The sequence below is a fragment of the Luteimonas dalianensis genome, from assembly GCF_049339425.1.
Lineage (GTDB): Bacteria > Pseudomonadota > Gammaproteobacteria > Xanthomonadales > Xanthomonadaceae > Luteimonas > Luteimonas dalianensis.
The window spans coordinates 270,176-295,387 of sequence record NZ_JBMPPO010000002.1 but is presented as its reverse complement, the minus strand read 5'-3'; the positions used below and the strand labels follow the sequence as shown (position 1 = coordinate 295,387).

22 protein-coding genes are annotated in these 25,212 nt (G+C 71.3%); 13 read left to right on the top strand and 9 right to left on the bottom strand.

Annotated features, from left to right (window positions below; translation table 11 throughout):
- Position 1 precedes the first annotated feature (1 nt).
- The 6 genes from ACOZ90_RS03570 to ACOZ90_RS03545 all read left to right on the top strand — a co-directional run bounded on the left by ACOZ90_RS03570 (position 2) and on the right by ACOZ90_RS03545 (position 6,794).
- Positions 2-3,271 carry an efflux RND transporter permease subunit gene (locus ACOZ90_RS03570; protein ID WP_422892256.1) on the top strand — a complete coding sequence of 1,090 codons (3,270 nt, stop codon included), beginning with the start codon at positions 2-4 and terminating at the stop codon, positions 3,269-3,271.
- Entirely contained in the window at positions 3,268-3,921 is a 654-nt protein-coding gene (locus ACOZ90_RS03565; RefSeq protein ID WP_422892255.1) for a c-type heme family protein, read from the top strand. The genes ACOZ90_RS03570 and ACOZ90_RS03565 overlap by 4 nt, the downstream gene beginning before the upstream one ends.
- Positions 3,922-3,928: 7 nt before the next feature.
- Positions 3,929-5,056 (top strand): NAD(P)/FAD-dependent oxidoreductase, encoded by a 1,128-nt coding sequence (locus ACOZ90_RS03560; protein ID WP_422892254.1) that lies wholly within the window; start codon positions 3,929-3,931, stop codon positions 5,054-5,056.
- Between the two features lie 88 nt (positions 5,057-5,144).
- A complete protein-coding gene (locus ACOZ90_RS03555) occupies positions 5,145-5,366 on the top strand; it encodes an AbrB/MazE/SpoVT family DNA-binding domain-containing protein (protein WP_422892253.1) in 222 nt (73 codons plus the stop codon).
- 9 nt (positions 5,367-5,375) lie between these two features.
- A complete protein-coding gene (locus ACOZ90_RS03550; protein WP_422892252.1) occupies positions 5,376-5,810 on the top strand; it encodes a type II toxin-antitoxin system death-on-curing family toxin in 435 nt (144 codons plus the stop codon).
- A gap of 63 nt (positions 5,811-5,873) precedes the next feature.
- Positions 5,874-6,794, top strand: a complete 921-nt coding sequence (locus ACOZ90_RS03545) for a cation diffusion facilitator family transporter (protein ID WP_422892251.1) — start codon at positions 5,874-5,876, stop codon at positions 6,792-6,794.
- Positions 6,795-6,836: 42 nt separating this feature from the next.
- On the opposite strand, the gene ACOZ90_RS03540 is transcribed toward ACOZ90_RS03545, so the two are convergent.
- Positions 6,837-9,065: a TonB-dependent hemoglobin/transferrin/lactoferrin family receptor gene (locus tag ACOZ90_RS03540; RefSeq protein ID WP_422892250.1), complete on the bottom strand. Its 2,229-nt coding sequence runs from the start codon at positions 9,063-9,065 to the stop codon at positions 6,837-6,839.
- Positions 9,066-9,288: 223 nt separating this feature from the next.
- Here ACOZ90_RS03540 and ACOZ90_RS03535 point away from each other — a divergent pair, with 223 nt between their 5' ends.
- The 3 genes from ACOZ90_RS03535 to ACOZ90_RS03525 all read left to right on the top strand — a co-directional run bounded on the left by ACOZ90_RS03535 (position 9,289) and on the right by ACOZ90_RS03525 (position 13,780).
- Positions 9,289-11,376, top strand: a complete 2,088-nt coding sequence (locus tag ACOZ90_RS03535) for a cytochrome D1 domain-containing protein (RefSeq protein WP_422892249.1) — start codon at positions 9,289-9,291, stop codon at positions 11,374-11,376.
- A gap of 174 nt (positions 11,377-11,550) precedes the next feature.
- Positions 11,551-13,017 carry a SulP family inorganic anion transporter gene (locus ACOZ90_RS03530; protein ID WP_422892248.1) on the top strand — a complete coding sequence of 489 codons (1,467 nt, stop codon included), beginning with the start codon at positions 11,551-11,553 and terminating at the stop codon, positions 13,015-13,017.
- Positions 13,018-13,099: 82 nt separating this feature from the next.
- Complete coding sequence (locus tag ACOZ90_RS03525; protein WP_422892247.1) at positions 13,100-13,780, top strand: SDR family oxidoreductase; 681 nt, start codon at positions 13,100-13,102, stop codon at positions 13,778-13,780.
- 269 nt (positions 13,781-14,049) lie between these two features.
- On the opposite strand, the gene mnmG is transcribed toward ACOZ90_RS03525, so the two are convergent.
- Both mnmG and ACOZ90_RS03515 read right to left on the bottom strand, forming a co-directional pair.
- Positions 14,050-15,945 carry a tRNA uridine-5-carboxymethylaminomethyl(34) synthesis enzyme MnmG gene (gene mnmG / locus ACOZ90_RS03520; RefSeq protein ID WP_422892246.1) on the bottom strand — a complete coding sequence of 632 codons (1,896 nt, stop codon included), beginning with the start codon at positions 15,943-15,945 and terminating at the stop codon, positions 14,050-14,052.
- A 382-nt stretch (positions 15,946-16,327) separates the two neighbouring features.
- Positions 16,328-17,005 carry a hypothetical protein gene (locus tag ACOZ90_RS03515; protein ID WP_422892245.1) on the bottom strand — a complete coding sequence of 226 codons (678 nt, stop codon included), beginning with the start codon at positions 17,003-17,005 and terminating at the stop codon, positions 16,328-16,330.
- Positions 17,006-17,125: 120 nt separating this feature from the next.
- On the opposite strand from ACOZ90_RS03515, the gene ACOZ90_RS03510 reads away from it, so the two are divergent.
- Together ACOZ90_RS03510 and ACOZ90_RS03505 are read left to right on the top strand one after the other, a co-directional pair.
- Positions 17,126-18,097 carry a pyridoxal-phosphate dependent enzyme gene (locus tag ACOZ90_RS03510; protein ID WP_422892244.1) on the top strand — a complete coding sequence of 324 codons (972 nt, stop codon included), beginning with the start codon at positions 17,126-17,128 and terminating at the stop codon, positions 18,095-18,097.
- A gap of 35 nt (positions 18,098-18,132) precedes the next feature.
- A complete protein-coding gene (locus tag ACOZ90_RS03505) occupies positions 18,133-18,714 on the top strand; it encodes a YdcF family protein (protein WP_422892419.1) in 582 nt (193 codons plus the stop codon).
- On the opposite strand, the gene ACOZ90_RS03500 is transcribed toward ACOZ90_RS03505, so the two are convergent.
- From ACOZ90_RS03500 to bioB, 6 genes are all read right to left on the bottom strand, one after another.
- Positions 18,711-19,316, bottom strand: coding sequence for a periplasmic substrate-binding domain-containing protein (locus ACOZ90_RS03500; RefSeq protein WP_422892243.1), 606 nt, complete (start codon positions 19,314-19,316; stop codon positions 18,711-18,713). The genes ACOZ90_RS03505 and ACOZ90_RS03500 overlap by 4 nt on opposite strands.
- 91 nt (positions 19,317-19,407) lie before the next feature.
- On the bottom strand, positions 19,408-20,304 hold the full coding sequence (gene bioC / locus ACOZ90_RS03495) for a malonyl-ACP O-methyltransferase BioC (RefSeq protein WP_422892242.1): 897 nt from the start codon (positions 20,302-20,304) through the stop codon (positions 19,408-19,410).
- Between the two features lie 93 nt (positions 20,305-20,397).
- Positions 20,398-21,177, bottom strand: coding sequence for a pimeloyl-ACP methyl ester esterase BioH (bioH, locus tag ACOZ90_RS03490; RefSeq protein ID WP_422892418.1), 780 nt, complete (start codon positions 21,175-21,177; stop codon positions 20,398-20,400).
- 10 nt (positions 21,178-21,187) lie between these two features.
- A complete protein-coding gene (gene bioF / locus ACOZ90_RS03485) occupies positions 21,188-22,387 on the bottom strand; it encodes an 8-amino-7-oxononanoate synthase (protein ID WP_422892241.1) in 1,200 nt (399 codons plus the stop codon).
- On the bottom strand, positions 22,380-22,742 hold the full coding sequence (locus ACOZ90_RS03480; protein WP_422892240.1) for a hypothetical protein: 363 nt from the start codon (positions 22,740-22,742) through the stop codon (positions 22,380-22,382). Before ACOZ90_RS03480 ends, bioF begins: the two co-directional genes overlap by 8 nt.
- Positions 22,739-23,794 carry a biotin synthase BioB gene (gene bioB / locus ACOZ90_RS03475; protein ID WP_422892239.1) on the bottom strand — a complete coding sequence of 352 codons (1,056 nt, stop codon included), beginning with the start codon at positions 23,792-23,794 and terminating at the stop codon, positions 22,739-22,741. The genes ACOZ90_RS03480 and bioB overlap by 4 nt, the downstream gene beginning before the upstream one ends.
- A 49-nt stretch (positions 23,795-23,843) precedes the next feature.
- On the opposite strand from bioB, the gene ACOZ90_RS03470 reads away from it, so the two are divergent.
- Both ACOZ90_RS03470 and ACOZ90_RS03465 read left to right on the top strand, forming a co-directional pair.
- Positions 23,844-24,605 (top strand): ComF family protein, encoded by a 762-nt coding sequence (locus ACOZ90_RS03470; protein WP_422892238.1) that lies wholly within the window; start codon positions 23,844-23,846, stop codon positions 24,603-24,605.
- Positions 24,606-24,656: 51 nt separating this feature from the next.
- Positions 24,657-25,211: an HdeD family acid-resistance protein gene (locus ACOZ90_RS03465; RefSeq protein ID WP_422892237.1), complete on the top strand. Its 555-nt coding sequence runs from the start codon at positions 24,657-24,659 to the stop codon at positions 25,209-25,211.
- Position 25,212: the final 1 nt, after the last annotated feature.

The window sequence follows — 25,212 nt, the reverse complement described above, 5'->3', positions numbered from 1 at the left end:
CGTGACCGGCTCCGGCAGCTCCCGCAGGGGCATTTCCGGGCGCCTGGCCGCGACCTTCCAGGCCAACCCGCTGACCCCGATCCTGGCCCTGCTCGGCCTGCTGCTGGGCGTGGTCGCGGTGATGATCACGCCGCAGGAGGAAGAGCCGCAGATCGACGTGACCATGGCCAACGTGATCGTGCCCTTCCCGGGCGCGGACGCGCGCCAGGTGGAGCAGATGGTCGCGTATCCGCTGGAGCAGGTGCTCTCGGAGATCGAGGACGTCAGGCACACGTACTCGATCAGCCGCCCGGGCATGGTGGTGGCCACGGTCGAATTCGAGGTCGGCGTGCCGCGCCAGCCGGCGCTGGTACGGCTGTACGACAAGGTGTTCTCGCACCAGGACTGGATGCCGCAGGGCCTGGGCGTGGGCCAACCGATCATCAAGCCCAAGGGCATCGACGACGTGCCGGTGATGGCGCTGACCCTGTGGACGGACGACCCCGGGCGCGGCGGGCGCGAGCTGGCCGAAGTCGCGCATACGCTGGAAACCGAGCTCAAGCGCATTCCCGGCACCCGCGACGTGTTCACCATCGGCGCGCCCGAACGCGCGGTGATGGTGACCCTGGATCCGGCGCGGCTGGCCAGCCACGGCCTGACCGTGAACGACCTGGCCGGGGCGCTGCAGGCCGCCAACCTCGCCCGCCAGGCCGGCGAACGGGTCGGCATGGACGGCGTGGTGCAGGTGACCTCGGGCAGTTTCCTGGCCAGCCGCGAGGACGTGGCCGGGCTGGTGCTCGGCGTGGCCGGCGGCCAGCCGGTGCGGCTGGAAGACGTTGCCAGCGTGCGCGACGCCGCCGATACGCCGTCCAGCTACGTCTGGCACGGCGCGCCGGCCGGGCGCGCGGGCCCGGCCGACGGCGTGGCCCCCGCGGTGACCCTGGCCATCGCCAAGAAGCCGGGCAGCAACGCGTCGGACATCACCCGCGGCGTGCTGGAGCGCGTGGAATCGCTGCGCGGACAGGTCATTCCCGAAGGCGTGCAGGTCACCGTCACCCGCGACTACGGCCTGACCGCCAGCGACAAGGCGAACACCCTGATCAGCAAGCTGTTCTTCGCCACCGGCTCGGTGGTGCTGCTGGTGCTGTTCGCGCTCGGCCGGCGCGAGGCGGTGGTGATCGGCAGCGCCGTGGTGCTGACCCTGGCCACGACCCTGTTCGCCTCCTGGGCGATGGGCTTCACCCTCAACCGGGTGTCGCTGTTCGCGCTGATCTTCGCCATCGGCATCCTGGTCGACGACGCCATCGTGGTGGTGGAGAACATCCACCGCCACATGAGCCTGGGCGCGAAGTCCCTGCGCGAGGCGATCCCGCCGGCGGTCGACGAGGTCGGCGGCCCGACCATCCTGGCCACCTTCACCGTGATCGCGGCGCTGATGCCGATGGCCTTCGTCAGCGGGCTGATGGGCCCGTACATGCGCCCGATCCCGGTCAACGCCTCGGTCGGCATGCTGCTCTCGCTGATCATCGCGCTGGTGGTCACGCCGTGGCTGTCGCTGAAGCTGCTCAGGCGGCACGGCGGTGATGCCGCGCATGATGCCAACGACGCGGATGCGGCCCACGGCCACGCCGCCGGCAGCATGGCCGCGCGCCTGCACCGGCTGTTCGAACGGCTGATGACGCCGTTCCTGGATCCCGAACGCGGCGGGCGCAGGCGCGGCCTGCTGTTCGCATCGATGGGCGGGCTGGTGGTGCTGGCCGCGAGCCTGGCGGTGTTCCAGCTGGTGGTGCTGAAGATGCTGCCGTTCGACAACAAGTCCGAGCTGGAGGTGGTGGTGGACCTGCCCGAGGGCCGCACGCTGGAGGACACCGCGGCCCTGCTGACCGAGCTGTCGACCGTGCTCGCGCGCGTGCCCGAGGTGCGCGACTGGCAGGCCTATGCCGGCACCGCCGCGCCGATCAACTTCAACGGCCTGGTGCGCCAGTACGACCTGCGCGCCGGCGCCAACGTGGGCGACCTGCAGGTGAACCTGGTCGACCGCCGCGAGCGCGACCGCAAGAGCCACGACATCGCGGTCGCCCTGCGCCCGGACCTGGCCGAAGTCGGCGCGCGCCACGGCGCGTCGGTCAAGGTGGTGGAGGTGCCGCCCGGCCCGCCGGTGCTCTCGCCGATCGTGGCCGAGGTCTACGGCCCCGACTACGCGCGCCAGCGCGAGGTCGGCCTGGCGCTGGAGCAGCGCTTCCTGGCCACCGGCGGCATCGTCGACGTCGACACCAGCGTGGAGGCTGATGCCGCGCGCGAGGTGCTGGCCATCGACCGCGAGCGCGCCGCGCGCCTGGGCGTATCGCAGGCCGACATTGCCGACACCATCGCCGCCGGGCTGTCCGGCCACGACGCCACCCATCTGATCGACGACGGCTCGAAGTACCCGCGCCCGGTGCGCCTGCGCCTGCCGGTGGCCGACCAGGCTTCGCTCGACGGGGTGCTGTCGCTGCGCGTGCGCGGCGGCGAGGGCCAGCTGGTGCCGCTGTCGGAACTGGTGCGGATGGAGCCCGCGCGCTGGGACGGCGCCATCCACCACAAGGACCTGCTGCCGGTGGTGTACGTGATGGGGGACGAGAGCAGCGACATCGACAGCCCGCTGTACGGCATGTTCGACCTGGTCGGGCAGGTGGCCGGCAACGACGTGGCCGGCCAGCGGCTCTCGCAGCACTACATCGCCCAGCCGGCCGACACCGCCGGGTTCGCGATCAAGTGGGACGGCGAGTGGCAGATCACCTACGAGACCTTCCGCGACATGGGCATCGCCTACGCCGCCGGCCTGGTGCTGATCTACCTGCTGGTGGTGGCCTACTTCCGCAGCTACGCGCTGCCGCTGGTGATCATGGCGCCGATCCCGCTGACCGTGATCGGGGTGATGCCGGGCCACGCGCTGCTGGGCATGCAGTTCACCGCCACCAGCATGATCGGCATGATCGCGCTGGCCGGGATCATCGTGCGCAACTCGATCCTGCTGGTGGACTTCATCAACCATGAAATGGCGCGCGGGCGCACCCCGGCCCAGGCGGTCATCGACGCCTGCGCGGTGCGCGCCCAGCCGATCGCGCTGACCGCGCTGGCGGCCATGGCCGGCGCCTTCTTCATCCTCGACGACCCGATCTTCAACGGCCTGGCGATCTCGCTGATCTTCGGCATCCTGGTCTCCACCGTGCTGACCCTGGTCGTCATCCCGCTGCTCTACTACACGCTGATCCGGCGCAACCCGCCGCAACCGGAGGTCACCACGCCATGAACACACGCCCCATCATCCTGGCCGCTTCGTGCGCGCTCGCGTTGTCGCTGCTCACCGCCTGCGGGCAGGAGTCCGCACAGGTGGCCGCACCCGCCGACCCGCCCGTGGAAACCGCCGCCCCGCCGGCGGCGCCCGCCGATGACACCGACCTGGCGCGCGCGCAGGCCGCCGCAAAGTCCTTCAGCGGCCAGCTCCAGCAGCGCCTGCAGGGCGCCATGAAGGAGAACGGCCCGGTGGCCGCGATTGACGTCTGCTACACCGACGCGCCGGTGATTGCCGAAGCGGTGATGGCCGAACACGGCGTCCGGCTGGGCCGCGTCGCCGTCCCCGGCCGCAACCGCAACAGCGCGCACGCCGCCGGTGGCTGGCAGCTGGAAACGCTGCAGGCGTTCCAGGGCGCGGTTGATGGCGGCGCCGACGCCGGCGACCAGGTTGTGGTATTTCGCGACGAATTGCCCGACGACGTGGCCCTGCGGATGATGCGCGGCATCGCCACCCAGGAAGGCTGCCTGGCCTGCCACGGCGGCGCGGTGGAGCCCGACGTGCGCGCGGCGATCGCCGCCCGCTACCCTGACGACGGCGCCACCGGCTTTGCGGTCGGCGACCTGCGCGGCGCGCTGTGGGTCGAAGTGCCGGCGGGGCTGGAGTGAGGCGGGCATGAAGCGGATCGTCATCCTCGGCAGCGGCTTCGCCGCGCTTTCAACCGTGCGCGGGCTGCGCGCAGCCGGCGTGCCCAACCCGGTCACGGTGGTCTCGCCGCGCCGGGAGCTGGTGTACCTGCCGAGCCTGATCTGGCTGCCGTCGGGCCAGCGCAGCGGCGACGACCTGCGGATGCCGCTGGCCGGCTTCTTCGCCCGCCACGACGTGCACTGGCACCAGGGCAGCGTGCAGCAGGTGCTGGACGGCGGCCGGCGCGTGGTCACCGATACCGGCGAGCTGGGGAACGACGTCCTGGTGATCGCCACCGGCGGGCGCTACCTGCGCCGGCTGCCCGGCATCGAGCACGCGATCATCCCCTGCGAAGGGATCGCCGCGGCCGAGTCGATCCGCGACCGGCTGGCGGCGATGGACGGCGGCACGATCGCGGTCGGCTTCGCCACCAACCCCAAGGAGCCGGGCGCGGTGCGCGGCGGGCCGATGTTCGAGTTCCTGTTCGGCATCGACACCCTGCTGCGCCGGCAGCGGCGGCGCGAGCGTTTCCAACTGGTGTTCTTCAATCCCTCCGAACAGCCCGGCCAGCGCCTCGGCCCCGACGCGGTGGCCAAGATGCTGGCGCGCATGCGCGCGCTCGGCATCGAAACGCACCTGGGCCACAAACCGCTGCGATTCGAGCCCGGCCGGGTGGAAACCGAAGGCGGCGGCTTCGACGCCGACCTGATCCTGTTCATGCCCGGCCTCACCGGCCCGGCGTGGCTGGAGGGCAGCGACCTGCCGCTGTCGGAAGGCGGCTTCATCGCCGCCGAAGCGACCTGCCGGGTGCGGGGCATGGAGCGGGTCTACGTGGCCGGCGACGCCGGCAGCTACCCCGGCCCGGACTGGATGGCCAAGCAGGCCCACCAGGCCGACCTGCAGGCCGGCGCGGTGGCGAAGAACATCGCCGCCGAACTGCGCGGCGCGCCCGCCAGCCACGGCTTCAAGGCCGAGCTGGCCTGCATCGTCGACACCCTCGACGCCGGCATGCTGGTCTACCGCAGCGAAAAGCGGAACCTGGCCCTGCCGCGCACCCGCGCCTTCCACTGGCTCAAGCGGCGCTTCGAGGCGCGCTACCTGAAGGCGTACCGCTGAACGGATGAATCGCCCGGACTGCTGCCGGTTGCGGCAGGGCGGCGAATAATATAACGTCCGTTAGAACATTCGCAGCCGGAACCCGGCCATGAAGCTCAGGATCACCACCGTCGGCAACTCCGCCGGCATCATCCTGCCCAAGGAACTGCTCGCCCGCCTGCGCCTGCAGAAGGGCGACGAGCTGTACGCGCTGGAGACGCCCGACGGCATCCGGCTGACCGCGTACGACCCGGCGCTGGCCGAACAGATGGAAGTCGCCGAGAAGATCATGCGCGAAGATCGCGCCGTGTTGCGCAAGCTCGCGCAATAGGCCACCGCCATGATCAGGTGGATTGAAAAGCCGTTCGCCCTGGCCATCCACGATCGCCAGCTTGCCGAGCATGGCGGCAGCGCCGGCGTGCGCGACGAGAGCCTGCCCGACTCCGCCCTCGCCCGGCCGCAACAGCTGCATGCCTACGGCGAACCGCCACCCGACGTGGCCGACCTGACCGCAAGCCTTGCCTACGGCCTCGCACGCAACCACCCGTTCGTGGACGGCAACAACCGCACTGCCCATGTCTGCTATCGCGCCTTCCTTGCGCTCAACGGCCTGACCGTGGCCGCGAGCGATGAAGACAAGTACGCGACTATGGTCGCCCTGGCCGACGGCAGCCTGCCCGAAGCCGATTTCGCCGCCTGGCTGCGCGAACGCATCCGGCGCGAACCGGGCGCCGACGTGCACGAGCCGCAGGCGAAGTACGCGCACCCGGGCTGAGCACGCACCCGCCCCACCGGACGCGTCTGGCTGAACCGGTGTATGCAGGGGACAATCAGGCGCATGAGCGCGACCGCCCCACCCGCCGCGATCCGGCCGGATCTGAGGAAGTACGCCTGGCTGGCGATCGCCACCGCGGTGGTGACGGTGCTGCTCAAGGGTGCCGCGTGGGCCATCACCGGATCGGTGGGCCTGCTCTCGGACGCCGCGGAGTCGATCGTCAACCTGGTAGCGGCGATCGTCGCCCTGGTCTCGCTGACCATCGCCGCCAAGCCCGCCGACGACAACCACCACTTCGGGCACAGCAAGGCGGAATACTTCTCCGCGGCGCTGGAAGGGATCCTGGTCTTCGTCGCGGCAGCCTCGATCATCTACCTGGGCGTCGAGCGCCTGCTCAACCCGCGGCCGCTGGAGTCGCTGGGCATCGGCCTGGCCGTTTCGATGGTGGCCGCGGTGCTCAACGGCGTCGTCGGGCGGATCCTGATCGGCGTCGGCAAGCGGCACCGCTCCATCACCCTGCGCGCCGACGGCCAGCACCTGATGACCGACCTCTACACCTCGGTCGGCGTGGTGGTGGGCCTGGCGCTGGTCTGGCTCACCGGCTGGAACTGGATGGATCCGGTGATCGCGATCCTGGTCGGGGTGAACATCCTGGTCACCGGCTACCGGCTCATGTCCGAATCGACCGCGGGGCTGATGGACGCGTCCCTGTCCCCGGAGGACAACGCCAGGATCCAGGCCATCCTCGATGCCCACACCGAGACCGGCCGGATCGAGTTCCACGCCGTGCGCACCCGCGAGTCCGGGTCGCGCCAGTTCATGGAGATGCACATGCTGGTGCCCGGCGACTGGACGGTGCAGCGCGGCCATGACGCCATGGAAGACCTGGTCGAGAAGATCGTGGCCCAGTTCCCGGCGATGAGCGTCACCGGGCACCTGGAGCCGATCGCCGACCCCCGCAGCTACGAGGACATCGCCCTGTAGCCGGCAGGCGGCGACCGCGGCGTTATCCGGATCTCGCGCCGCTCACCATTCCAGCACCACGTTGACCGCCGCGCTGCGGCCCGAGCGGGTGTAGAAGCCGACGCTGTCGTCGTCCACGCCCACGCCGCGCACCCCGGCCCAGTCCCAGTAGCGCCGGTCGGCCAGGTTCAGCAGGCCGGCGTTGATCCGCACGCCCTGCCACGGCTCGAACCAGGCGTACAGGTCGAAGCGCACGTAGCCGGGCGGCGCGAACAGCTCGCCGCTTTCATGGTCGATGCGGTCGTGATCCTTGCCCTGGACCGCCACCGCCGCGCCCTCCACGCCCCAGTTCGCGCCCACCGGCTCCCAGCGCAGGCCGGCGGTGGCGCGCGGCGGGTCGATGGTGTTGAGCGGCTGGTCGCGGCGGGTGTCGTCGCCGCGCGACCAGGCGAACGCGCCGCGCAGCGACCAGTCGTCCGCCACCCGCCACAGCAGGTCGCCCTCGACGCCGCGGATCCGGGCCCGGTCGCGGTTCACCGACTGGAACACCAGCCACCGGGTGGCCGGGTCGATGCCCAGGTTGGCGCGCGACTCGATCAGGTCGGTGTAGCGGTTTTCATAGGCCGACACGCTGGCGCGCAGGTGCTCGCCCACGTGGCGCCAGCCGATCTCCAGGCCCTCGCTGCGCTCGGGGCGGAGATCCGGATTGGCCCGCACCTCGTAGCCGTAGAACGGCAGCGCCAGGCCGATGTTGACGTCGCCGAACGGCGGCGCGCGGAAGCCGCGGGCGTACTGGGCGAACAGGCTGTGGCCACCGCCCAGCGACCAGCGCAGCGACAGCCGCGGGGTGATCTGGCGCTCGTCCACGTCCACCGGGTCGCTGTCCGGGAAGTCTTCGATATAGATCGCATCCGGATCCGGGCGCAGCCGGTACCACTCCGCGCGCACCCCGGGAATCACCGCAAAGCGCTCGCCGAAGGTGATCTCGTCCTGCCAGAACAGCGCCAGGCTGTCGGCGTCCGAGCTCGGGAAGTCGCGCACCGGCATGTCCTCGCCCAGGATCAGGGTGTTGGTCGCGCCGGTGTCCAGGTTGGTCTCGATGCCGTCGCGCAGGCCCTCGTAGCGCTGCAGCGCCAGGTCCAGGCCGAACACGTGCCAGTGCTGCCCCCAGCGGCCCTCGTGGCGCGACTGCCCGACCACGCCCAGCCCGAGCGCGCGCGCGTCGTACTCGAAGCGGCGCCAGCGCAGCGACTCGAACGGCGTCGCCGCATCCGGCAGCCGGTACTGGTCGGTGTCCTGGCGCACGTCGGTCTGCTGGAAGTACAGCTGCGCCTCCAGCGCGTCCAGCCAGCCGGCCGCCGGCGCCCACTCGCCCGACAGGCTGGCGCGCAGCCGCCGCTGCCGGTCGTCGCCGTCGAGCCGGTAGGTGGTGGCATAGCGCTCGCTGTCGCCGAAGCGCATCGAATTGACCTCGGTCTGCCGCGACTCGTTGGCGGCATCCAAGGCCAGCGTGTAGCGCCCGTCGGCGCCGGCGTCGTGAACCACCTTGGCCAGCACGCTCTCGCGCGCGAAGTCGACCGGGTTCGGCCCGTCCTCCGCGCGCCAGGCGCGGTTGCCGGCCTCGTGGCCGCTGCGCCGCGCCGCGGTCGCCATCGCCTGCCAGCCCGGCGCCAGCTCGCCGGCCCAGCCGGCGCCCAGCAGGTGGCTGTCGTCCAGGCCGTCGAATCCGGCGCGCAGGTTGAAGTGATGGTCGCCGCCGGTGCGGGCCAGCAGATCCTCCGGGTCGAAGGTGCGGAAGGCCACCACGCCCGCCAGCGCGTCCGAACCGTACAGGGTCGAGGCCGGCCCGCGCTGGATCTCGACCCGCTCGATCGCCTCCAGGTCCACCAGGTCGCGCCCGGCCGAGGCGAACTGGCCGATGGCGTAGTCGTCGGCCAGCGGGATCCCGTCCACCAGGATCCGCACCCGGTTGCCTTCCAGGCCACGGATCGAGAAGCCGCCGGTGCCGAAGCGGTTGCGGTCGCTGGTGACCGAGACCCCCGGCACGTAGCGCACCAGGCTGTCCGGGTCGCGCACCAGGTAGCGATCCAGCTCGGCCCGCTCCACCTGGGCCACGCTGGCCACCACCTGGCTCAGCGGCTCGGCGGCGCGGCTGGCCACCACCACCACGCTGTCCAGCGTCCGGATGTGCGGCTCGTCCGCCCCTTCCTGGTCGGTGGCAAGGGCGGGGGCTGCCGCGACGGCCGCAGTCAGCAGCAACAGGCGCAAACGTCCCGGGGTCTGGTTCGACATGGACTTTCCGCAAGGGGGAGGGGAAGGCGGATGGAACTACAGGGGCGAGCGGGCCTGCGCGTCATTGGCCGCGCCCCGGGCACCGGATCGCCATGATGCCTGCAGGATCAACTGCCCTGAATTGATCTGAATCAACGTGGGGCCGCGCGCAAAGGCGCAATCTCCGACACAGCATGGTGTGCATTCCATTCCTGAACCTCGTAACCACGACAGGTAGCCGTCCATGAAAAGACCATTGCTTGCCCTTGCGATCCCACTGCTTGCCGCCGGCGGGGCCTGGTACTCGCTCTCACCGGCCGCCGCCCAGGATGCCGGCACCGACGGCAAGGCCGCCTACGAGGCCAACTGCGCCGCCTGCCACCAGCCCGACGGCCGCGGCCTGACCGGCGCGTTCCCGCCGCTGGCCGGATCCGACTGGCTGCACGGCAAGACCCCCGCCGACGTGGTGGCCACGGTGCTGGAGGGGCTGGAAGGCGAGATCGTGGTCAACGGCGTCACCTACAACAGCCTGATGCCGGCGCAGAGCCACATCGGCGACGCCGACATCGCCGCCATCGCCACCTACGTCATGAACTCGTGGGGCAACCCGGGCGGCAGCATCAGCGAGGCGGAGGTCGCTGCCCAGCGCGCCGCGGCGCAGGTTTCCACCGACCCCGCCCAGGGCGAGACGCACCCGGGCACCAGCCAGGCCCAGGCCGCCTACGAGGGCGCGCCCACCAGCATGAGCGGCGCCGACGTCACCCAGATCCGCACCGCCGGCGCGCCGGACATGACCGAGGCCGAGTTCACCCAGGCCAGCGAGATCTTCTTCCAGCGCTGCGCCGGCTGCCACGGCGTGCTGCGCAAGGGCGCCACCGGCAAGCCGCTCACGCCGGATGTGACCCAGCCGCGCGGCACCGAATACCTGAAGGCGCTGATCAACTTCGGCTCCCCCGGCGGCATGCCCAACTTCGGCACCGGCGGCGAGCTGAGCGCCGACCAGATCGACCTGATGGCGCGGTTCCTGCAGCACACCCCGCCCAATCCGCCCGAGTGGGGCATGGAGGAGATGATCGCCAGCTGGGAGGTGATCGTCCCGGTCGAGGATCGTCCCACCCGGCAGATGAACGACTGGGATCTGGACAACATCTTCTCGGTCACCCTGCGCGACTCCGGCGAGATCGCCCTGATCGACGGCGACAGCAAGCAGATCATCAACATCATCACCACCGGCTACGCGGTGCACATCTCGCGCGCCTCGCACTCGGGCCGCTACGTCTACACCATCGGCCGCGACGGCAAGATCGACCTGATCGACCTGTGGCTGCCGGTGCCCGACCGCGTGGCCGAGATCAAGATCGGCCTGGAGGCGCGCTCGGTGGAAACCTCCAAGTTCAAGGGCTACGAAGACCAGCTCGCCGTGGCCGGCGCCTACTGGCCGCCGCAGTACGTGATCATGGACGGGCCGACGCTGGAGCCGCGGAAGATCGTCTCCACCCGCGGCATGACCGTGGACACGCAGGAGTACCACCCCGAGCCGCGCGTGGCCGCGATCGTGGCCAGCCACGAGCACCCGGAGTTCATCATCAACGTCAAGGAGACCGGCCGCATCCTGCTGGTCGACTACTCCAACCTGGACTCGCTCAAGACCATCACCCTGGACGCCGCCCGCTACCTGCACGACGGCGGCTGGGACTCGACCAAGCGCTACTTCCTGACCGCGGCCAACAACAGCGACAAGATCGCGGTGGTCGATTCACGCGACCAGGAGCTCACCGCGCTGATCGACGTGGAGAAGATCCCGCACCCGGGCCGCGGCGCCAACTTCGTGCACCCGACCTTCGGGCCGGTGTGGGCGACCTCGGCGCTGGGCAACGAGGACATCACCCTGATCGCCACCGACCCGGTCAACCATCCGCAATACGCGTGGAAGGCGGTGGAGGTGCTCAAGGGCCAGGGCGGCGGCTCGCTGTTCGTCAAGACCCACCCGGAGTCGACCAACCTGTGGGTCGACACCACCCTCAACCCCGAGGCCGGCCCGAGCCAGTCGATCGCGGTGTTCGACATCAACAACCTGGACGCCGGCTACGAAGTGCTGCCGATCGCCGAATGGGCCAACCTGGGCGAAGGCCCCAAGCGCGTCGTGCAGCCGGAGTACAACAAGGCCGGCAACGAGGTGTGGTTCTCGGTCTGGAACGGCCAGGATCAGCGCTCGGCGATCGTGGTGGTGGACGACAAGACCCGCGAGCTCAAGGCGGTGCTTGACGACCCGCGCCTGATCACGCCGACCGGCAAGTTCAACGTGTACAACACCATGAACGACATCTACTGATCACCGGCGGGGAGAAGTGGACGGGGCGGGAGCCGGTGCTCCCGCCCCGTTTTTTTTCGCGCGCCTGCGCCGTTGAGACTTATGTTGCACCGCAATACAATCGCTGGTTCCGCCTTCGCCCGCGCCCGATGACTCCAGCCTGGACTCCGGCCTGCGCGCCCTACCGGAGCCTCCATGTCCGTCATCTATCCGCCGCTGCGCGAGCAGTGGTTCGGCAACGTCCGCGGCGACGTGCTCTCCGGCGTGCTGGTCGCGCTGGCGCTGATCCCCGAAGCCATCGCCTTCTCCATCATTGCCGGCGTCGATCCGCGGGTGGGCCTGTACGCCTCGTTCTGCATCGCGGTGGTGACCGCGATCGCCGGCGGCCGGCCGGGCATGATCTCCGCCGCCACCGGCGCGATGGCCCTGGTGATGGTCGACCTGGTGCGCGACCACGGCCTGGAATACCTGCTGGCCGCGACCATCCTGGCCGGGGTGCTGCAGATCATCGCCGGCGCGCTCAGGCTCAACACACTGATGCGCTTCGTCTCGCGTTCGGTGGTGGTGGGCTTCGTCAACGCGCTGGCGATCCTGATCTTCCTGGCCCAGCTGCCGGAGCTGATCGGCATGCCGTGGACGGTGTGGGCGGTGTGCGCCGCGGGCCTGGCGATCATCTACCTGCTGCCGCTGCTCACCCGCGCCGTGCCTTCTGCGCTGGTGGCGATCCTGGTGCTCACCGGCGCCAGCATCTGGATGGGCCTGGACATCCGCACCGTCGGCGATATGGGCGAGCTGCCCGACGCGCTGCCGACGTTCCTGCTGCCGGACATCCCCTGGAACCTGGACACCCTGCGCATCATCCTGCCGGTCTCGGCCACCCTGGCCGTGGTCGGCCTGCTCGAATCGCTGATGACCGCGCAGATCGTGGAGGACATGACCGACACCCCCACCGACCGCCGCCGCGAATGCGCCGGCCAGGGCGCGGCCAACATCGTCGCCGGCTTCTTCGGCGGCATGGCTGGTTGCGCGATGATCGGCCAGTCGGTGATCAACGTGTCTTCCGGCGGCCGCGGCCGGCTGTCGTGCCTGATCGCCGGCGTGGTGCTGTTGCTGCTGGTGGTCTATGCCTCCGAATGGGTCTCGCTGATCCCGATGGCGGCGCTGGTGGCGGTGATGATCATGGTCAGCATCGGCACCTTCCACTGGAAGAGCTTCCGCGAGTTCCGGACGCACCCCAAGACCGCCAACCTGATCATGCTGGGCACGGTGATCGTCACCGTCGCCACCGGCGACCTGGCGATGGGCGTGCTCACCGGCGTGCTGCTCACCGCGCTGTCCTTCACCCGCCGGGTCAGCGCCATGCTCCAGGTCGAGCACGAGGACGCCGCGGATGGCACGCGCACCTACCGGGTGAAAGGCCAGGTGTTTTTCGCCTGCGCGGTGCAGTTCGCCAACAGCTTCGACTACGTGCACGCACCGCGCCGGGTGGTGATCGACCTCACCGACGCGCACTTCTGGGACACCACCGCGGTCGCGGCGCTGGATCGGGTGGTGCTGAAGCTGCGCCGGCACGGCGCACAGGTGGAAGTGATCGGACTGAACCGGGCCAGCCAGTCGCTGGTGGACCGGCTCGCCACGCACGGGGAACAGGCCGCCGGCTGAAGCGGAAAGCTCTGTCCACCGCATGCCCACGCGTGACCGGGCATGCTGGTGCTCCCCACGTCACATCGACCAGGAGAACACCATGACCGATCCCAAACGCACCGTGATCATCGGCGGCCACGGCAAGGTGGCGCTGCTGGCGGCGCCGAAGCTGAAGGCGGCCGGCCACGCCGTGGACTCGATCATCCGCAACCCCGGCCACGCCGACGACGTGCGCGCCGCGGGCGGCAACCCCGTGGTGCTGGACATCGAGTCGGCGGACGTCGACGCGCTTGCATCGGCCTTCAAGGGCGCCCAGGCCGTGGTGTTTTCCGCCGGTGCCGGCGGCGGCGACCCGCAGCGCACCCGCGCCGTGGACTACGACGCCGCCACCCGCGCCATGCAGGCGGCCGGGCAGGCCGGCGTGAAGCGCTTCGTCATGGTCTCCTACGCCGCCGCAGATACCGACGTGGATCGGCTGGATCCCTCCGATTCGTTCTACCCCTACGCCAAGGCCAAGCACGACGCCGACGCCAAGCTGCGCGAGAGCGCCTTGGACTACACCATCCTCGGCCCCGGCCTGCTGACCCTGGAGCCGGCCACCGGCAGGATCCAGCGCACCGAAACCGCCGGCGACGACTGGCCGGACGACAGGCGGGTCACCTCCCGCGACAACGTGGCCGAGGTGATCGCCCACGTCATCAACACCGGTGCCGCCAGCCGGCAGACGGTGAATTTCTATGATGGCGACATGCCGATCGCCGAGGCGGTGGGCGGGCAGTGATATCCGCCCTGCGGGCGCGCAACAACCTCCTGAACAAGCTTGAGAGTAGCGGGAAAGGCTGTTTTCCGTACTGCAAATAAACGGCTGCGCGTGGAGAAATCGACACGCCCCTTTTCAATTCCCAAACAGGGAATGCTTGTTCCCAAACAAGGAATGTTGTGGGGGCTCTGGAGCCTGGGCATCGCCTGGGCGCTGCTCAACCACTTCAACCATTCCAGGCGCCGCCGGCACGCATCCTGACCGCGGGCCGGACGGCGACGCGGCGGGTCTCAGGCGGCTGTGCTGCGCCGGCCGCGCTCCAGATGCACCAGCAGCAGTGACACCGCAGCCGGGGTCATTCCGGGGATGCGCCGGGCCTGGCCGATGGTGCCGGGGCGCACGCGTTCGAGCTTCTGCTGCACCTCGGCGGACAGGCCGCGCACGGCGGCGTAGTCGAAGCCTTCCGGGATGGGGGTGGACTCGTGGCGCTGCTGGCGGGCGATGTCGTCGCGCTGGCGCTGCAGGTAGCCGGCGTATTTGGTTTCGATCTCGACCTGCTCGGCCACGTCGTCGGCCACCGGTGCGTCGGCGGCGAATGCCGGCAGCGACACCAGCTTCGCGTAGTCCAGCTCCGGCCGGCGCAGCAGATCCAGCGCGCTGTTCTCGCGGGTCAGCTCGATGCCCAGGGCCTCCACCACCTCGCGGCCGGCGGCGTTGTTGGGCGAGGCCCACAGCCCGCCCAGCCGCTGCGTCTCGCGCTCGATGGCCTCGCGCCTGGCCTCGAAGCGCGCCCAGCGCGCGTCGTCCACCAGTCCCAGCTCCCGGCCGATCGCGGTCAGGCGCAGGTCGGCGTTGTCCTCGCGCAGCTGCAGCCGGTATTCGGCGCGGCTGGTGAACATGCGGTAGGGCTCGGTGGTGCCGTGGGTGATCAGGTCGTCGACCAGCACGCCGATGTAGGCCTGGTCGCGGCGCGGGCTCCACGACTCCAGCCCGCGCACCTGGCGGGCGGCGTTGACGCCGGCCAGCAGGCCCTGCGCGGCGGCCTCCTCGTAGCCGGTGGTGCCGTTGATCTGGCCGGCAAAGAACAGGCCGCTGACGGCCTTGGTCTCCAGCGAAGCCTTCAGCCCGCGCGGGTCGAAGTAGTCGTACTCGATCGCGTAGCCGGGCCGGGTGATGTGCGCGTGCTCGAAGCCGGTGACGCTGCGCACCAGCTCCAGCTGCACGTCGAACGGCAGCGAGGTGGAGATGCCGTTGGGATAGATCTCGGCGACATCCAGCCCCTCGGGCTCGACGAAGATCTGGTGGCTGGCCTTCTCGGCAAAACGCACCACCTTGTCCTCGATCGACGGGCAGTAGCGCGGGCCGACGCCCTCGATCTGCCCTGAATACAGCGGCGAGCGGTGCAGCGCGGCGCGGATGATCTCGTGGGTGCGTTCGGTGGTATGCGTGATCCAGCAGTCGACCTGGCGCGGATGGTCGTCGCGGCTGCCCATGAAGGAGAACACCGGACGCGGATCGTCACCCGGCTGCACGTCCATGCGCGAATAGTCCAGGGTGCGGCCGTCGATGCGCGGCGGGGTGCCGGTCTTGAGCCGATCCACCGCGAACGGGCGCTCGCGCAGGCGCGCAGCCAGGGTATTGGCGGGCGGATCGCCGGCACGGCCGGCCGAATACTGCGCCTCGCCCACGTGCACCCGCCCGGCAAGGAAGGTGCCCACCGTCAGCACCACCGCGGGCGCGCTGAAGCGCTGGCCACCCTGGGTGATCACGCCGCGCACCGCGTCGCCTTCGATCACCAGGTCGTCCACGCCGGCCTGGAAGATGGTCAGCCCGGGCTGGTTCTCCACCGCCCGGCGGATGAAGGCGCGGTACAGCGAACGGTCGGCCTGGCAGCGGGTGGCGCGCACGGCCGCGCCCTTGGACGCGTTCAGGCGCCGCCACTGGATGCCGGCCGCGTCGGCGGCCTTCGCCATCACCCCGCCAAGCGCGTCGATCTCCCTGACCAGGTGGCCCTTGCCGATCCCGCCGATGGCCGGGTTGCAGCTCATCGCGCCGATGGTCTCGATGCTGTGGGTGAGCAGCAGCGTGCGCGCACCGGCGCGCGCGGCCGCCAGCGCGGCGTCGGTGCCGGCATGGCCACCGCCCACCACGATCACGTCATAACGGAAGAAATCGGTTGCACCCATGGCCGCAATTATCGCCTGTCCCGCGATGCGGGCCCGGGCGTTCAGGAGAAGGACTGGTTGGCACGCATCCTGCGTTCGCTTCTGGTGCACCCGGCGAGGCAAGCGCCACAAGGGGGGCGCGGCTGGACTGGAACAGGGCTGGCCATGCGCGACCCGGGGAAGCGAAGGGGCCGGATGTCGGGGGACATCCGGCCCCGTTTTTTTGCGTTCGGCCTTGCCGCGGCCTGATTAGGCGCCGACACCCGACGAGAGCGGAACAGGGGGGATCCGGAAGTCCCCCGTCGGGCGTCGACATTGATCGTTGCCCCGCGCTGCGTCGTGTTTGGACGCTGGCGGTCACACAGGGCTAGCTTGCGCCCTCAAAACGCCCGGCGCAAGCCCCTCAGGGCTCGATGCTGCGACCGCGGTCACTGTCTCGCGCACGCGACCGCGGTGCCGGGCGGCTGGGCGCGGCCCGGGTGCGCTGTACCGGCGCGGACTGACGCGCAGGGGCAGGTGCTGCCCGGCTGCGCTCGCTGCTGCGGGCAGGCCCGGCGCGCCACGGCGAGTTGCTGCTGCGCTGGGTGCCTCGGCGGTTGCCGGGAACGGCCGGCTGGATGCGCTCGCGCTGGCCCTGGGTGCGCAGCCCGGCCGGATTGCGCTCGATGCGCTCGGGCCGCTCGCGATGCTCCACCCGGGTCACGCCCTGCAGGTTGCGCCACGGCGCGTTCGGGCGGTTGTCCGGCCGGCTGTTGTCCGGGCGCGGGCGCACGATCGGGCGGCCGTGGTAGTACGGCGGGTAGTAGCTGCCGTAGTACGGGTAGCGCGAGCCGTAGTAGCTGCGCGGCCAGTAGCTGTAGCGCGAATAGCCCGGATAGCCGTAACCGACGCTGCCGTAGACGCCGCCATAGCGGCCGTAGCCCACGCTGCCGTAGGGCGCGCCGTAGTAGCCGGAGCTGCTGCTGCGGCCGTAGTAGTAGTCCCCGCTGCCCCCGCGATACCCGTCCTTGTAACCGTAGGTGGCACAGCCGCCGAGCAGCAGCGCGGCCAGCGCAGTGACGATGAGATAGCGAACCTTCATTTGATCGCCCCTGTGTGATATGAGCCCCAGCATCGGCCCAAGCCATTGAATCATCGCTTAATTCAGCCTGCTCAACCTGACCATGGCTGAACCGCTCAGGCTTGCGCTACGCTTTTGGCGATGCCTTCCCCCTTCCCCGTTCCCGTCTTCCAGGACGTGCTGGCCGCGGCCGCGCGCATCGCCCCGCTTGCGCACGCCACGCCGGTACACCGCTCGCAGACGCTGGATGCAATGGCCGGCTGCGAACTGCATTTCAAGGGCGAACACCTGCAGCGCGGCGGGGCGTTCAAGTTCCGCGGCGCCTGCAATGCGGTGTGGTCGCTGGACGAAGAACAGGCCGGGCGCGGGGTGGTCACGCACTCTTCCGGCAACCACGGCGCGGCGCTGGCGCTGGCGGCGCGCACGCGCGGCATCGCCTGCCACGTGGTGGTGCCGGACAACGCGTCGCCGGCCAAGACCGCCGCGATCCAGGCCTACGGCGGCGCGCTGCACCGCTGCGAGCCGACCCAGGCCGCGCGCGAAGCCGCCTGCCTCGCGCTGCAGCAAAGCACCGGCGCGCAGCTGGTGCACCCCTACGCCGATGCGCGGGTGATCGCCGGCCAGGGCACCGCGGCGCTGGAGCTGATCGGTTCCACCGGGCCGCTGGATGCGCTGGTGGTGCCCGTCAGCGGCGGCGGGCTGGCGGCAGGAACGGCGATCGCGCTGGCGGGTGCTTCACCGGCCACGCAACTGTTCCTGGCCGAGCCGGCGGCCGGCGCCGACGCGGCGGCCTCGTTCCAGCGCGGCGAGCTGGCCCCGGACGTGGTGGCCGACACCCTCTGCGACGGCCTGCGCGCCACCATCGGCGCGCCCAACTTCCAGATCCTGCGGGCGGCCGGAGCGCGGGTGCTCACGGTTGAAGACGATGCCACCCTGGCCGCGATGCGCCTGCTCTGGCAGCGGCTCAAGCAGATGGTGGAGCCGTCCTCGGCGATCGCGTTTGCCGCGGTGCTGGGCAATCCGGAGCTGTTTGCCGGCAGGCGCGTGGGCGTGGTGCTCAGCGGCGGCAACGTGGCGCCCGAGGTGCTGCGGATGGCCGGGGAGCAGGGGTGAGCCGGGCCAGGCGACGCAGCGGCGCGCGGCGCCTGATGGGGCTGCTGTTCCGCCTCGGCGTGGTGCTGGCGCTGTGGCTGGCGGGCGTGGCGGCCTACATCACCTGGGTCGGCGCGCGCGACGAGGCCGCGCCGGCGGACGCGATCATCGTGCTGGGCGCGGCGGCCTACGACGCGCGGCCCTCGCCGGTGTTCGAGCAGCGCATCGTGCACGGCATCAACCTGCATGAGCGCGGGCTGGGGCCCTGGCTGATCTTCACCGGCGGCTTCGGCGGCGAGGGCGCGCGGTTCGCCGAGTCGGAGGTGGCGCGCCGCTATGCGATCGACAAGGGCGTGCCGGAGGAGCGGATCCTGATCGAAACGGTCTCGCGCACCACCCGCGAGAACCTGGAGCAGGCGGCGATGCTGATGCGCGAACGCGACCTGCACAGCGCAATCCTGGTGAGCGATCCGCTGCACATGGCGCGGGCGCTGCGGCTGGCGCGCGGCGAGGGGATCGAGGCGCTGGGCTCGGCCACGCCGACCACGCGTTTTCGCAGCCTGGAGTCACGCTGGCGGTTCCTGCTGCGCGAGGTCTACTTCTTCCACCGCGACCGCTGGGAAGCGGTGCGCGCCTAAAGCTCGCGGCCGTAGCGGGTCAGGCCTTCGAGCATGAGGTAGCGGGTGGCGGCGGCGCGCTCGTGCAGCTCGAAATCCTGCAGCACGTCGACCAGCTGGCGGAACGAGCGGCAGCGGGCCTCGCGGCTGCCGGGGTCGTCGCCGGTGGCGGCGATGCCGATCGAGAAGCCTTCGTGGATGAGCATCGCGGTCACGCCGGCGCGGCGCAGCACCTGGTCGGCGGCGGCCGGGTCGTAGGGCTGCAGCGGGTTCTGCATGCCGGCCATGGCGATCGCCAGCACCGCGTCCGCAAACCGCACCCGGCTCTGCGGGCCCAGCGCGTTGGCGGCGCGCTGCAGGCCGGCCAGGCTGCGGTCGGCGGACGGATCGAACAGCCGGCACAGCTCGCGCGACTCCTCGTCCGACCGGGACGCGTCCAGCAACACCTGGTAGAGGCCGTCCACGTCGCGATCGCCCGCGCGCAGGATCACGTCCTCCGCCCCGGCCAGCACCATCGCCGCATCGATGCCGGACAGGTCGATTTCATACGCCTGCCGCTGCTGCGCAATGGCGGGCAGCGGCGGCAGGCAGGCCAGGATCAGCAGGAACAGGAGTGCGCGCATGGCTGCGAGTGTAGGATCCCGGCCCTGAATCATCCTGTAGGAGCGCGCATGGCGCACTCCTACACGGAAACGGGGTCTGCGGAGGCGGGAATCACCCGCGCTTGCGGATCGGGATGCGGTTGGCGGGGAAACTGATGATCTCCTCGCCGCCCAGCCGGATCGGCGCGCCGGGCTCGGGGGCCCAGGCCATGGCGGTGATCACCTCCCAGCTCGCCGGCAGCTGGCCGCCGGCCGCGCGCAGCGGCTCGTAGGCCGCCGCCGCGCGGGCAAAGCGGGCGCGGCCGGTCAGCGTGCGCCGGCGCGTGGCCATCGCGTTGGTGGCGCCGATCGCGCGCAGCTCGCGCATCAGCGCGGGCAGGTCGTCGTAGCCGCGCACCAGCATGTCGCGGTCGATCACCGGGTCGCGGAAGCCGGCGTGCATGAGCGCGTCGCCGAAGTCGGCAATGGTCACGAACGGGCTCACGTGCGGCGCCTCGTCGGCCCCGGCAAACGCCGCGCGCAGCTCGTGCAGGGTGTCGTGGCCGAAGGTGGACAGCAGCAGCAGCCCGCCCGGGCGCAGCACGCGGCGGAAGCCGGCCAGCGCCGCCTGCAGATCCTCCACCCACTGCAGGCACAGATTGGAAAACAGCACGTCCACGGTGCCGTCGGCCAGCGGCAGCGCCGCGGCGTCGCCGCACACCCGGTCGATGCCCGGGCGCAGGCCCAGCCCGCCGGCCAGCCCGCCGCCCGCGCGCGGATCGATCCGCCGCAGCATCGGCAGCGCCATGTCGACCGCGACGATCCGCGCCTTCGGCCAGCGCTTGCGCATTGCCACCGTGGCATGGCCGGGGCCGCTGCCCAGATCGAGCACCGTGTCGGGCACGGTGTCGTCCAGGTACATCAGCGATTCAAGCAGCCAGCCCTCGACCTCGCGCTGGAGGTCGGCGGCGCCGGCGTAGGAGTCGGCGGCGCGGCCGAAGGCGTGGCGGATGTGGTGCGTATCGAACATGACGTCCTATTATCCCGGCAAGCCGGCCCCCGTCACCGCGACCCCCGGGGCAGGAGCGCGCCATGCGCGCTCCTGCCCGGGAGGGGGCGAGGCTCATGGGGCGAGCGTGGATTCAAAGCGGCGCAGGGCATCGGCGACTTCGTCGGCGTGGGTGAGGAAGGGCGCGTGGCCGGCGTGCTCGACCTGTTCGAAATGCGACCGCGGGGCCAGCGCCGCCGCCTCGCGCATCGCCCGCGGATCGACCACGCGGTCGCGGCGGCCGGCCAGCCACAGGCTGGGCACCGGCAGGCCCGGCAGCGCCGCGCGCAGATCCACGTCGTGCAGCAGGCGCAGGCCGCTGGCGAGCACGCCGGCAGCCGGCTCGCCGCGGGCAAACAGGCTCTCGCGCAGCGTGCGCAGCTCTTCCTTCGCATGGTCGGAGCCGAACGCCTCCAGGGCGATGAACCGCTCCAGCGTGCCGCGCCAGTCATCTCGCAGCCCGGCGGCGAAATCCTCGAAGATCTCCGGCGACATGCCGTAGCGCCACGCGCCTTCGCCCGCCGGCTCGCGCACGAAGCGCGGGCTCGAACACAGCAGCGCCACCCCGCGCACCGAAGGCGTGCGCGCCAGCGCCGCCTGCAGCGCGAACAGCCCGCCCAGCGACCAGCCCAGCCACAGCGCCCGCGGCAGGCGTTTCACCAGTTCCTCCACCACCGGCCCCATCGCCAGCGGCAGCCCGGCATCCGCGCTGTGGCCGTGGCCGGGAAGATCCACCAGATGCAGCCTGTGGTCGCCGGCCAGGCGCTCGACCAGCGGCGCGAACACGCCGCCGTGCATGGCCCAGCCGTGCAGCAGCACCACGTCCGGCCCGCTGCCGGTGGTTTCGATGTGCAGGGTCGTCATCTCATGCTCCCGTGTCGTCGCGCGCGCGCTCCAGCGCCGCCACCAGCCCGTCCACGTCGGCTTCCGAATGGGCGGCGGTCAGCGTGATCCGCAGCCGCGCGCGGCCCTCGGGCACGGTCGGCGGGCGGATCGCCGCGACCCAGTAGCCGGCGGCCTCCAGCGCCCGCGACAGCGCCAGCGCGCGCGTGTCGTCGCCACAGAGCACGGGCTGGATGGCCGTGTCCGAATCCATCAGTTCGAACCCCGCGCCCGCCAGCCCGCGCCGCAGCCGGTGCACCAGCGCCGCCAGCTTGCCGCGCCGCCAGTGCTCGCGCCGGGCCAGCTGCACCGCCGCCAGCGAGGCGGCGGCCAGGGCCGGCGGCAGCGCGGTGGTGTAGATGTAGGGCCGCGCGGTGGCGGCCAGGTGATCGACCAGCGCCGCCTCGCCCACCACCGCCGCGCCGTAGCCGCCCAGGGCCTTGCCCAGGGTGACCAGCTGCAGCGGCACCTGCGAAGCGTCCAGCCGCGCGGCGGCGACGCTGCCGCGACCCTCCGGCCCGAGCACGCCCACGCCGTGGGCATCGTCCACGTACATCAGCGCGCCTTCGGCGTGTGCCACCGCCGCCAGTTCGCGCAGCGGGGCCACGTCGCCATCCATGCTGAAGACGCCGTCGGTGGCCAGCACCGCCGCCCCGCCGGGCGCGGCGCGCAGCTGGCGCAGCGCGCCTTCGGCATCGTTGTGCGGATAGCGGCGCAGGCGGCAGCCGGCCAGGTGCGCGGCGTCGATGAGGCTGGCGTGGTTGAGCCGGTCCTGCACGCACAGGTCGCCATCGCCCAGCAGCGCCTGCAGCACCGCCAGGTTGGTCGCGTAGCCGCTGCCCAGCAGCAGCGCGCGCGGCATCTGCAGCCAGTCGGCCAGCTCGCGCTCCAGCGCCTCGTGTTCGGCCGCATGCCCGCACACCAGGTGCGAGGAAACGCCGCCAGCACCCGTGCGCGCGGCCGCGTCGGCCAGCGCGTTGGCCACCGCGAACTGCTGCGACAGCCCCAGGTAATCATTGCTGCAGAAGTTCACCAGCCAGCGCGGCGCGCCATCGGCGCCGGCCACCTCGCAGCGCACGCCGTCGCGGCGCAGCACCGTGCGGCGCACGCGCTCGCGCGCCTGCAGCTGGCGGCGGGTACGCAGGGCGGCCACGCGGGCGCGCAGGTCTTCGCGCTCAGACACCCTGGCGCACCCACACCGCGATGGCGCCCATGCCGATGGCCGGCAGCGTCGCCAGCCCGCCCAGCGCGGTGGCAAGGCGCTCGCGCACGGGGACGGGCTGCTCGCGCACGCGATGGGCGGCGGCCACCGAGGCCTGCGCCAGCACCAGCACCGCCAGGAACAGCAGCAGCATGTACAGCATCCCCGCGCCCTGGCCGCGATGGAAAAACACCACGCCCGTCATCACCACCACCATCGCCGCCAGGCGCAGCAGCATGGCCTTCGGCCGCGCACGCGCGCGCAGCCCGGCGAGCAAGTCGTACCCCGCGATCAGCGCCAGCAGCAGCAGGTACGCCCAGGCGTACCAGGGGATCACGCCGCGCAGGTTCCGGCCGGGGCCACGATGTCCGCGTGCACGGTGCCGCCATGGTCGTGGTCGGCGGCGTCCACTTCAACGTGCATCGGGCGCAGGCCCAGGCGGTCGAACAGGGCCTGGTCGTGGGCGGTGTCCGGATTGCCGGTGGTCAGCAGCTTCTCGCCGTGGAAGATCGAGTTGGCGCCGGCCAGGAAGCACAGCGCCTGCAGCTCGTCGCTCATCTGCTCGCGCCCCGCGGACAGGCGCACCATCGATTTGGGCATCAGGATCCGGGCCACGGCGATCGTGCGCACGAACTCGAACGGATCCAGCGCGGCCACCGTGTCCTTCTCCGCCAGCGGCGTGCCGGCCACCTGCACCAGGCGGTTGATCGGCACCGAGTCCGGGTGCGCCGGCAGGGTGGCCAGCGCATGCAGCAGGCCGGCGCGCTGGGCGCGCGATTCGCCCATGCCAACGATGCCGCCGCAGCAGGTCTTGAGCCCGGCATCGCGCACGTGGCCAAGCGTGTCCAGGCGATCCTGGAACTGGCGGGTGCCGACGATGTCGCCGTAGTACTCCGGATCGGTATCGATGTTGTGGTTGTAGTAGTCCAGCCCGGCCACCTTCAGCGCCTCGGCCTGGCTGCCGGTGAGCATGCCCAGGGTGGCGCAGGTCTCCAGCCCCAGCGCCTTCACCTCGCGGATCATCTCGGCCACCCTGGGGATGTCGCGATCCTTGGGCGAGCGCCAGGCCGCGCCCATGCAGAAGCGGCTGGCGCCGGCGGCCTTGGCCTGGCGCGCCTTTTCCAGCACCTCGTCCGTTGCCATCAGCTTGGTCGCGTCCACGCCGGTGTGGTAGCGCTGGGCCTGCGGGCAGTAGGCGCAGTCCTCCGGGCAGCCGCCGGTCTTGACCGAGAGCAGGGTGCTGACCTGGACTTCGGCCGGGTCGAAGTGCTCCCGGTGCACGTTGCCTGCGCGATGCAGCAGCTCGGGGAACGGCAGGTCGAACAGGGCCTGGATTTCCTCGCGGCTCCAGTCGGTGCGCGGGGCGGGGGTTTCACTGACGGCGGGCATGGCGGTTTTCCGACTGCTATGGCGGGACAGACCGGCCAGTCTGGAAAGCATGTCAACGGCTGTCAACCAAACCGCCGCCGCGAAAGTTGACGGCCTGCGCCGCAGGATCGGCTTCTGGCTGCGCAACGACGCCGCCGCGCTGCTGTGGCCGGGCCGCTGCCTGGCCTGCGGCGAGGACGCCGGCGAGGCCATCGACCTGTGCGGCCGGTGCCTGTCCGGCCTGCCGTGGCTGGGCCCGGCCTGCCCGCACTGCGCGCTGCCGCTGCCCGCCGGCCATCCGCCGGGCGTGGCCTGCGGCGCGTGCCAGGCCACGCCGCCGCCGCTGGATCGGGTGCACGCCGCCTGCCTGTACGCGGCCCCGCTCGACCGCCTGCTGCCGCGCTTCAAGTTCCACCGCGACCTGGCCGCCGGGCGGCTGCTGGCGCAGCTGATGGCCGAACGCTTCGACAGCCTTGCCCGCCCCGACGCGCTGGTGCCGGTGCCCCTGCATCGCGCGCGCCTGCGCCAGCGCGGCTACGACCAGGCGCTGGAGCTGGCGCGCCCGCTCGCGCACACGCTGCAGGTTCCGCTGCGGCCCGAACTGTTGCGGCGCACGCGCGCCACCGCCCCGCAATCCGAACTGGACAGGGCCGCACGCGCACGCAACCTGCGCAATGCCTTCAGCGCCGAGCCGTGCCTGGCCCTGCCCCGGCACGTGGTGCTGGTCGACGACGTCATGACCACCGGCGCCACCCTGCACGCCGCCGCCCGCGCCCTGCGCGCGGCCGGCGTGGCCCGCGTGGATGCCTGGGTCTGCGCGCGGGCGCCTTGACGCTGCAACATGCGTGGCGTATCCAGAACCGCACATCCCACGGAGCGCGCCATGGACTCCCGCCTGAATAAGGGCATCCGCCGCAGCTGGTGGGTGTTCCTGCTGTACGGACTTTCCGCGATCGTCTTCGGCGTGGTGCTGCTGGTCTGGCCCGAGTACTCGGTGATCGCGCTGGTGATGGCCTTCGGCCTGCTGGCGCTGGTGGACGGCGCGGTCAGCCTGCTCAGCGCGGCCCGCCGCGACCTGGCGCTGCCGCGCTGGCTGCTGGTGGCCTATGCGCTGGTCTCGATCGGCTTCGGCCTTGCCGCCCTGGTGTGGCCGCTGCAGATGGCCACCGCGATGCTGTGGCTGATCGCGCTGTGGCTGGTGGTGGCGGGCCTGGCCCGCATCGTCTTCGCCATCCAGGTGCGCAAGCTGATCAACGGCGAGTGGCTGCTGGCGCTCAGCGGCGCGCTGGCGATCGCGCTGGGCATCCTGTTCCTGGTGCGCCCCGACCTGGGGCTGCTCGCCCTGATGGTGTGGATCGCGATCGGCGCGATGCTCTACGGCGTGCTGCAGGTGATCGTCGCCCTGCGCCTGCGTGCCCGCACCCGCATGCTGGTGTGAC

What these genes read in the sequence shown, in the direction of transcription:
- ACOZ90_RS03560 (WP_422892254.1), top strand. Translation starts at nt 3,929, where the DNA reads ATGAAGCGGATCGTCATCCTCGGCAGCGGCTTCGCCGCGCTTTCAACC.
- bioB (WP_422892239.1), bottom strand. Translation starts at nt 23,794, where the DNA reads ATGCCCGCCGTCAGTGAAACCCCCGCCCCGCGCACCGACTGGAGCCGC.
- ACOZ90_RS03470 (WP_422892238.1), top strand. Translation starts at nt 23,844, where the DNA reads ATGTCAACGGCTGTCAACCAAACCGCCGCCGCGAAAGTTGACGGCCTG.
- ACOZ90_RS03530 (WP_422892248.1), top strand. Translation starts at nt 11,551, where the DNA reads ATGTCCGTCATCTATCCGCCGCTGCGCGAGCAGTGGTTCGGCAACGTC.
- mnmG (WP_422892246.1), bottom strand. Translation starts at nt 15,945, where the DNA reads ATGGGTGCAACCGATTTCTTCCGTTATGACGTGATCGTGGTGGGCGGT.
- ACOZ90_RS03465 (WP_422892237.1), top strand. Translation starts at nt 24,657, where the DNA reads ATGGACTCCCGCCTGAATAAGGGCATCCGCCGCAGCTGGTGGGTGTTC.
- ACOZ90_RS03545 (WP_422892251.1), top strand. Translation starts at nt 5,874, where the DNA reads ATGAGCGCGACCGCCCCACCCGCCGCGATCCGGCCGGATCTGAGGAAG.
- ACOZ90_RS03550 (WP_422892252.1), top strand. Translation starts at nt 5,376, where the DNA reads ATGATCAGGTGGATTGAAAAGCCGTTCGCCCTGGCCATCCACGATCGC.
- ACOZ90_RS03510 (WP_422892244.1), top strand. Translation starts at nt 17,126, where the DNA reads ATGCCTTCCCCCTTCCCCGTTCCCGTCTTCCAGGACGTGCTGGCCGCG.
- ACOZ90_RS03565 (WP_422892255.1), top strand. Translation starts at nt 3,268, where the DNA reads ATGAACACACGCCCCATCATCCTGGCCGCTTCGTGCGCGCTCGCGTTG.
- ACOZ90_RS03555 (WP_422892253.1), top strand. Translation starts at nt 5,145, where the DNA reads ATGAAGCTCAGGATCACCACCGTCGGCAACTCCGCCGGCATCATCCTG.
- bioC (WP_422892242.1), bottom strand. Translation starts at nt 20,304, where the DNA reads ATGTTCGATACGCACCACATCCGCCACGCCTTCGGCCGCGCCGCCGAC.
- ACOZ90_RS03535 (WP_422892249.1), top strand. Translation starts at nt 9,289, where the DNA reads ATGAAAAGACCATTGCTTGCCCTTGCGATCCCACTGCTTGCCGCCGGC.
- ACOZ90_RS03505 (WP_422892419.1), top strand. Translation starts at nt 18,133, where the DNA reads ATGGGGCTGCTGTTCCGCCTCGGCGTGGTGCTGGCGCTGTGGCTGGCG.
- ACOZ90_RS03500 (WP_422892243.1), bottom strand. Translation starts at nt 19,316, where the DNA reads ATGCGCGCACTCCTGTTCCTGCTGATCCTGGCCTGCCTGCCGCCGCTG.
- ACOZ90_RS03540 (WP_422892250.1), bottom strand. Translation starts at nt 9,065, where the DNA reads ATGTCGAACCAGACCCCGGGACGTTTGCGCCTGTTGCTGCTGACTGCG.
- ACOZ90_RS03525 (WP_422892247.1), top strand. Translation starts at nt 13,100, where the DNA reads ATGACCGATCCCAAACGCACCGTGATCATCGGCGGCCACGGCAAGGTG.
- ACOZ90_RS03515 (WP_422892245.1), bottom strand. Translation starts at nt 17,005, where the DNA reads ATGAAGGTTCGCTATCTCATCGTCACTGCGCTGGCCGCGCTGCTGCTC.